Origin of the sequence: Microbacterium paraoxydans (assembly GCF_019056515.1) — a bacterium.
Classification (GTDB): domain Bacteria; phylum Actinomycetota; class Actinomycetes; order Actinomycetales; family Microbacteriaceae; genus Microbacterium.
In genome coordinates this window covers 3,409,279-3,415,278 of sequence record NZ_CP064873.1, presented here as the reverse complement: position 1 = coordinate 3,415,278, position 6,000 = coordinate 3,409,279, and the positions used below count along the sequence as shown (strand labels likewise).

Genomic DNA, 6,000 nt, shown 5'->3' with positions numbered 1-6,000 from the left:
GGTGCTCCGGACGATGTTCGGGAAGGGAGCGCGGGAGAGGCTGCCCTGTGGATAACTACGGATGCCCACGCTAGTCATCGTCGTCGGGAACGGCAACCTGCCGCGGAGAATCAAGCCCCGTGGCGGCTCGGTCGCGTGGCCGGGGTTGTGGATAGCTCCTGTGTGGAGCGGAGGCGAGTGCTCTCAGTCGGCGTCGTACTCGCAGCTGACCGTGCCGGAATCCGACGTCTCCTCGACGACCAGCTCGTCGTTCCAGTAGATCTTGCATCCCACCGTCTGATCGTCGCTGTCGGTGGGTGCCGTGATCGTGATCCAGGCCGACGACTCCGACGTGGTGTACTGCGCGTTCCCGACCGCCGGCCAGGGGAGGGTCCTGGTCTCGGTGTCGCTGCTGAAGGTGGCTGTCACCCCGGACTGCGGTCCCGTTCCTTCGAGGAACACCTTGTTCAGCGGGGGTGACCAGAGTCCGCTCAGGAAGACGATCAGCAGGATGAGCGCGAGGAGGAGGGCGGCGAGGGCGGCTGCCAGCCCGAGACCCGCCGTGCGGCGCTCGTCCGAAGGAGCGCGGCGCGCGCGGCGGGCCAGGACGATTCCGCCGATCGCGGCTGCGGCGCCGAGGACGAAGACGGGGATCAGCCAGGGATTCTGGAGCGCGTAGTACGGAACGGCGAGGGCGACCAGGAGGATGAGAGAGACGACTCCCGTGGCGATCGCCGCGGTGGGGAGCGTCCGAGTCCGCCTGCCGTCGCGGGTGGTCTCGGAACCGGAGTCGGAATGGGTCTGCTGGTGGGTCATCGCGGCCTCTCGCTGGGACAGCACTTCCCGCTCATCGACGGTTCGAATAGCATACCCGGGGGGATACGGACGTCCTCCGGTTCGCATGGTCGACCGGATCGATGCCGCCCTCATTCGACGAGACGGGGGGATGAGAAGTGGCCGGATACGCCGAGCTGGACGAGATCATCGGAAAGATGAAACGAGCCGCCATCGACTGTTGGATGGCGGACCAGGGCTTCGACCCCGTGTGGGGGAACGAGGGCACCTACGCGAAGTGGGGCTGGGCCCCGTATCAGTACTTCCGGCCCGAAGCCGACGGCTCCGGCGGCGGTGAGAGCGTGGGGTACGGGGACGGTGTGTCCTGCGTCGCCCAGTTCGACGCCATCCGTTCCACGATCGACGGCCTCGTCGAGCGGTGGCGGAATCTCCCGGACGGTTCCGCGTGTGCCACCCCGCAGAGTGCCGCCAACGCGGCGGCAGCTCAGCTCGGCGCCTCGGGGACGGATCCGAACGCCATGGGCGGGAGCGATATCGCCACATCCAACGGGACCGTCGCCGAGGTGGTCCTGAACCGGATGGACGGGAGCTTCCGGGATCCCTTCGTCGACAAGTACTACACCCAGTTCTCGGCGGTGCACCCGGGCATCGGGCAGGCCGCGAAGATCCTCCAGGCGAACTACGCCGCGTGCGGGGCGATGTGGCCGGCGGTGGGTGACGACGTCGCGACGATCTGCGACAGCGCCCGGGTGGCCTGGGAGACCCAGGCGAAGAACTCGTCGGCGGCGACCGCGACGTTCCAGTTGACGGTGCTCGCCGCGGTCGCCGGTGCAGTGGGATCGATCGTCACGGCGGGCGCGGGAACCGTCGCTGCCGTCGCCGGTCTGGGCGGTGTGGCCTTCGCGGCGAACACGGCCCTCGCCGGTATCACCGCCAATGCCGCGATCTCGGGGAGCTCCTACGACACGATCCTGAAGTCCCTGACCGACGCGCTGGAGAAGCTGGACGAGACGATCACCGCCCAGGAGAAGGCGCTGGCCACGATGCTGACGTCCGCCGAAGCGACGATCCGCGGTGATCTCGTGAGCTACAACCTCGACGCGTCCACCCTGGGCGAGTATCCGGTCCGCGACGGGGCGATGCGGATCGACAAGACGGACGCGAACATCGTGTCACGCAACATGGGGCGGATCGAGGAGACGCTGTCCGGTGCCCGATCGGCGCTCGGCAGCGCACCGGCCAGTGCGCCCACGCCGCGAAGCGCGGGGATCGGCTGGTCCTCGAACGGAACGCACGCAGAGGCGACCGCCCTGCATGCCCTCGTCGTGCGCTGCCTTGACCTGACGATCGCCGAGTACTCCCGCGGCCACGACCTGTTCGACGCGACGGTGGCGGATTACTTCCAGACCGATGCGAACGCGGAGCAGACGGTGCGGACGCTGCTGGCCGATGAGCGCCTGAGCGCGGATCTCGGGGTGTGACGGCCATGGAGAGTCGGCATCTCGGACCCATCCTTCTCGACGGCGGCGCCGGCGGCGGCGCCATGGAGGAGACGATCGACTTCGCGGGAGAGCAGATCCGCGCGCGACTGGAGATCGACTATCCCGACCGGCTGACGCAGGCGGCCGTCGACGACATCGATGTGATGCTCGATCACCCCCAGGTGGCCGATGGCCTCGCCCGGGACACCATCGCGTCCGCGCTGCGCCGGGAGGACTCCGCCGCGGCGCAGCTCTTCCAGGCGTGGGAGGGTGCGCGCTGGGGGAGGGACAGCTCGGAGGAGGAGTTCCTGCGGGCGCTTCGGCCTGTCGCGATGACCATCACCCCGGATGGTGGAAGGGTGAACCCGGACCGTGTGGTCCTCGCTTACGGGGTCGGTGACGGCTCGGCGACCGGACTGGTGACGGTGCGCCTTCGGCAGTGGGCGCCGCCGGAGGTGGATCGCACCCTCGCGCGCGGGGCCGCCTAGGCCGTGACAGGCAGATTTGCCCTGTGCGCCGCCAAGACGTACCCTTAATCGGTTGACTTATGCCTGTACGGCAGTTCCCTATGTCTCCGGTCGAAGTGAATCCGGTGGCAGCATTCCCGGAGTGATCTCATGAGCAAGCGCACCTTCCAGCCCAACAACCGTCGTCGCGCCAAGAAGCACGGCTTCCGTGCCCGCATGCGCACCCGCGCCGGCCGTGCCATCCTCTCGGCACGCCGCGCGAAGGGCCGTACCGAGCTCTCCGCGTAAGCAGCTGTGCTCGCCCGCCCGTTCCGTTTGACCCGCGGGAGCGACTACCGACTGGTCGTTCGACGCGGATCGCGTTGTGGCGGGGCCCGCGTCCTCACCTCCATGCTGGCGACCGGTGAGAGCAGAGCAGCGCGTTTCGGTTTCATCATCAGCAAGCAGGTGGGCACCGCTGTGGTGCGCAACACCGTGCGCCGGCGACTCAAAGCCGTCTGTGCGGAGGCGCTCCCACGTGTTCCTCAGGGCACGGATGTCGTCATCCGTGCCCTTCCTGCGTCGGCGACGGCGTCGTATGCGGAACTACGCAGTGACGTGCACCGCTGTCTCGCGCGGCTCGCGCCCGTCGAGGCCACATCATGACCGCCTTGCCGGCGTCGTCGGTGGGCACGGGAGAGATGCACGGACGCGACGTGCTCCGGAGCATTCCGCTCCTTCCGCGCAACGCCGTGCTGGCTCTTCTCGCGGGGTACCGCAAGGTGGTCTCGCCGATGTACGGGGACGTGTGTGCGTACTACCCCTCCTGTTCCGCCTACGCTGTAGGTGCGGTGCAGCAGCACGGCGCCGTGCGGGGGGCTCTGCTCTCGGCGTGGCGCATCCTCCGCTGCAACCCCTGGTCTCGCGGAGGCGTCGACGACGTCACACCGCATCGACACTTCCGCTACGACCTGACCGCACACGGTTTCGTCGTCCCCTCCCGAAAGGACTGATCGGTGGGTCTTGACCTTCTGTTCGCCAGTGCCACCCCCAGCCCGGAACCGGCATCCGGCGGATTCGACCTGCTCGGCACGATCCTGTGGCCGCTGAAGTGGGTCGTCGAGCTCATCCTCGTCGCCTGGCACTGGCTGCTGACGGCCGTCGGTCTCCCGGCGGCGTCCGGCATCACCTGGGTCCTCTCGATCGTCGGCCTCGTGATCGTGGTCCGTGCAGCGCTCATCCCGCTGTTCGTGAAGCAGATCAAGAGCCAGCGGAAGATGATGGAAATCGCTCCTGAACTGCGCAAAGTCCAGGAGAAGTACCGCGGAAAGAAGGACCAGCTCTCTCGCGAGGCGATGAGTCGCGAGACGATGGCGCTGTACAAGAAGCACGGCACGACGCCGATGTCGAGCTGTCTGCCCCTGCTCGTGCAGATGCCGATCTTCTTCTCGCTCTACAACGTGCTGAGCGACGTCAGTAAGCATGCGACGCAGGGCGTCGGCGGTGTCGGGCTGCTGAGCGCGGAACTCACGCAGGAGTTCTACGACGCCAAGCTCTTCGGGGTCGCGTCCCTGCACGAGAACCTCGGCAACGCGATCGAGGCCCAGAACGTCACGGCGATCATCATCCTGATCACCCTGGTCGTCCTGATGATCGCGTCGCAGTTCTTCACGCAGCTGCAGATCATCTCGAAGAACCTCTCGCCGGAGGCCAAGACCGGCCAGGCATACCAGATGCAGAAGATCATGCTCTACGTTCTGCCGCTGGGCTTCATCTTCTCCGGTGTCTTCTTCCCGCTCGGCGTGGTCGTGTACTGGTTCATCTCGAACCTCTGGACCATGGGGCAGCAGTTCCTCGTCATCCGTGAGATGCCGACTCCCGGCTCTGAAGCCGCCAAGGCTCGCGAGGAGCGGCTCGCCCGCAAGGGCAAGGCGATCGACTCCTCCGGCAAGGTCGTCCCGATGGCTGCCTACGAGGCCGAGCAGCAGCGTCTGCTCGAGGAGGCCGAGAAGGCGAAGGCGGCGGCGCCGAAGCGGCAGCAGCCGGTCGGCAAGAAGCGTGCGAAGAAGAAGGGGAACGCGTCATGAGCGAGGTCGTGACCGGGAGCACAGAGCCCACTGTGGCGCAGCTCGAGAACGAGGGGGATGTCGCGGCGGACTACCTCGAGGAGCTGCTCGACATCGCAGACATCGACGGTGATCTGAACCTCGACGTCCGTCAGGGTCGCGCCTACGTCTCCGTCGAGGCCGAGGGGGACGGGCTCGCGCTGCTCTCCGCTCCCGATACCGTGCAGGCGTTGCAGGAGCTCACGCGTCTCGCCGTCCAGAACAAGACCGGCTCGTTCTCGCGCCTCATCCTCGACATCGGCGGATCCCGCGACGCACGGCGCCGTCAGCTCGTGACTCTGGTCGAGGCGGCGGCCGCGAAGCTCGATGAGGGCTCGTCGCAGGCCTCGCTCCCGGCGATGTCGAGCTATGAGCGCAAGCTGGTCCACGACATCGCTGCCGAGCGCGGGCTCGTCTCCGAGTCGTACGGCGAGGGCGCGGACCGCCACACGGTCCTGCGTCGGCACTGACGCGCGGAAGGCGAGCGCTGGCACGTGTCCGAGACGCAGGATTTCGGCGAGAAGACCGTCGAGCAGGAGCCGGCCGTCGCTGCCCGGATCTTCGGGGAGCGCCTGCAACTCGCTCGACGGTTCACGGACTCCCTTGCGCGTGAGGGGGAGGAGCGGGGCCTGATCGGGCCGCTGGAACTGCCGCGCTTGTGGACGCGCCACATCCTGAACAGCGCGATCGCCGCGCCCCTCTTCCACGGCTCCGTCGCGGATATCGGGTCCGGGGCCGGACTGCCCGGTCTGGTGCTCGCGATCGCGCGGCCCGACGTGTCGTGGACCCTCGTGGAGCCGATGGAGCGTCGGATCAATTGGTTGACTGAGCAACTGAACGACCTGGAGCTCACGAATGTCACCATTCTCCGCGCGCGTGCCGAGGACGTGCGTGCGAAGGGCGCCTTCGATGTCGTCACGGCTCGTGCGGTGAGCGCATTGCGGACCCTGATCCCTCTGACCGCTCCGCTGGTCCGCGATGGTGGGGAACTGGCCCTGTTGAAGGGGATGAACGCCGCGAACGAGATCGAAGCGGCACGGAAGCAGATCGCGAAGTTCAAGCTCGCGGATGTTCGGGTCGAAGTGCTGGGCGAGGGGTTGCTCCCGGAGACCACTCGAGTCGTCCGCGCCTCCGTGCGCTGAAGACGTCGCCGTCTCCCGGGACACGGGGCTGACCCGGGGTCCTACCGTGCCC

The 6,000-nt window shown here is 67.5% G+C and carries 9 protein-coding genes; 8 read left to right on the top strand and 1 reads right to left on the bottom strand.

Translation table 11 applies throughout. The features are described 5' to 3' along the window. Nucleotides 1-183: 183 nt before the first annotated feature. The gene (locus IZR02_RS16740; protein ID WP_025102870.1) at nt 184-819 is read right to left on the bottom strand and encodes a hypothetical protein; all 636 of its coding nucleotides are present in this window, start codon (nt 817-819) and stop codon (nt 184-186) included. Nucleotides 820-932: 113 nt separating this feature from the next. On the opposite strand from IZR02_RS16740, the gene IZR02_RS16735 reads away from it, so the two are divergent. From IZR02_RS16735 to rsmG, 8 genes are all read left to right on the top strand, one after another. Beyond that, nucleotides 933-2,255, top strand: coding sequence for a hypothetical protein (locus IZR02_RS16735; protein ID WP_025102869.1), 1,323 nt, complete (start codon nt 933-935; stop codon nt 2,253-2,255). Next, nucleotides 2,252-2,743, top strand: a complete 492-nt coding sequence (locus tag IZR02_RS16730) for a hypothetical protein (protein WP_029989164.1) — start codon at nt 2,252-2,254, stop codon at nt 2,741-2,743. Before IZR02_RS16735 ends, IZR02_RS16730 begins: the two co-directional genes overlap by 4 nt. A 129-nt stretch (nt 2,744-2,872) precedes the next feature. Further along, on the top strand, nt 2,873-3,010 hold the full coding sequence (rpmH, locus tag IZR02_RS16725) for a 50S ribosomal protein L34 (RefSeq protein ID WP_022879826.1): 138 nt from the start codon (nt 2,873-2,875) through the stop codon (nt 3,008-3,010). Nucleotides 3,011-3,016: 6 nt separating this feature from the next. After that, complete coding sequence (gene rnpA, locus IZR02_RS16720) at nt 3,017-3,367, top strand: ribonuclease P protein component (protein ID WP_081811539.1); 351 nt, start codon at nt 3,017-3,019, stop codon at nt 3,365-3,367. Further along, nucleotides 3,364-3,714 carry a membrane protein insertion efficiency factor YidD gene (gene yidD, locus IZR02_RS16715; protein ID WP_025102867.1) on the top strand — a complete coding sequence of 117 codons (351 nt, stop codon included), beginning with the start codon at nt 3,364-3,366 and terminating at the stop codon, nt 3,712-3,714. Before rnpA ends, yidD begins: the two co-directional genes overlap by 4 nt. A 3-nt stretch (nt 3,715-3,717) precedes the next feature. Continuing rightward, nucleotides 3,718-4,788 carry a membrane protein insertase YidC gene (gene yidC, locus IZR02_RS16710; protein ID WP_217316535.1) on the top strand — a complete coding sequence of 357 codons (1,071 nt, stop codon included), beginning with the start codon at nt 3,718-3,720 and terminating at the stop codon, nt 4,786-4,788. Beyond that, a complete protein-coding gene (locus IZR02_RS16705) occupies nt 4,785-5,276 on the top strand; it encodes a protein jag (RefSeq protein WP_025102865.1) in 492 nt (163 codons plus the stop codon). Before yidC ends, IZR02_RS16705 begins: the two co-directional genes overlap by 4 nt. A 24-nt stretch (nt 5,277-5,300) precedes the next feature. Then, the gene (gene rsmG / locus IZR02_RS16700; protein ID WP_025102864.1) at nt 5,301-5,948 is read left to right on the top strand and encodes a 16S rRNA (guanine(527)-N(7))-methyltransferase RsmG; all 648 of its coding nucleotides are present in this window, start codon (nt 5,301-5,303) and stop codon (nt 5,946-5,948) included. Nucleotides 5,949-6,000: the final 52 nt, after the last annotated feature.

Excerpts from the sequence above, each read along its gene's own strand:
- rpmH (WP_022879826.1), top strand. The coding sequence starts at position 2,873 with ATGAGCAAGCGCACCTTCCAGCCCAACAACCGTCGTCGCGCCAAGAAG.
- yidD (WP_025102867.1), top strand. The coding sequence starts at position 3,364 with ATGACCGCCTTGCCGGCGTCGTCGGTGGGCACGGGAGAGATGCACGGA.
- IZR02_RS16705 (WP_025102865.1), top strand. The coding sequence starts at position 4,785 with ATGAGCGAGGTCGTGACCGGGAGCACAGAGCCCACTGTGGCGCAGCTC.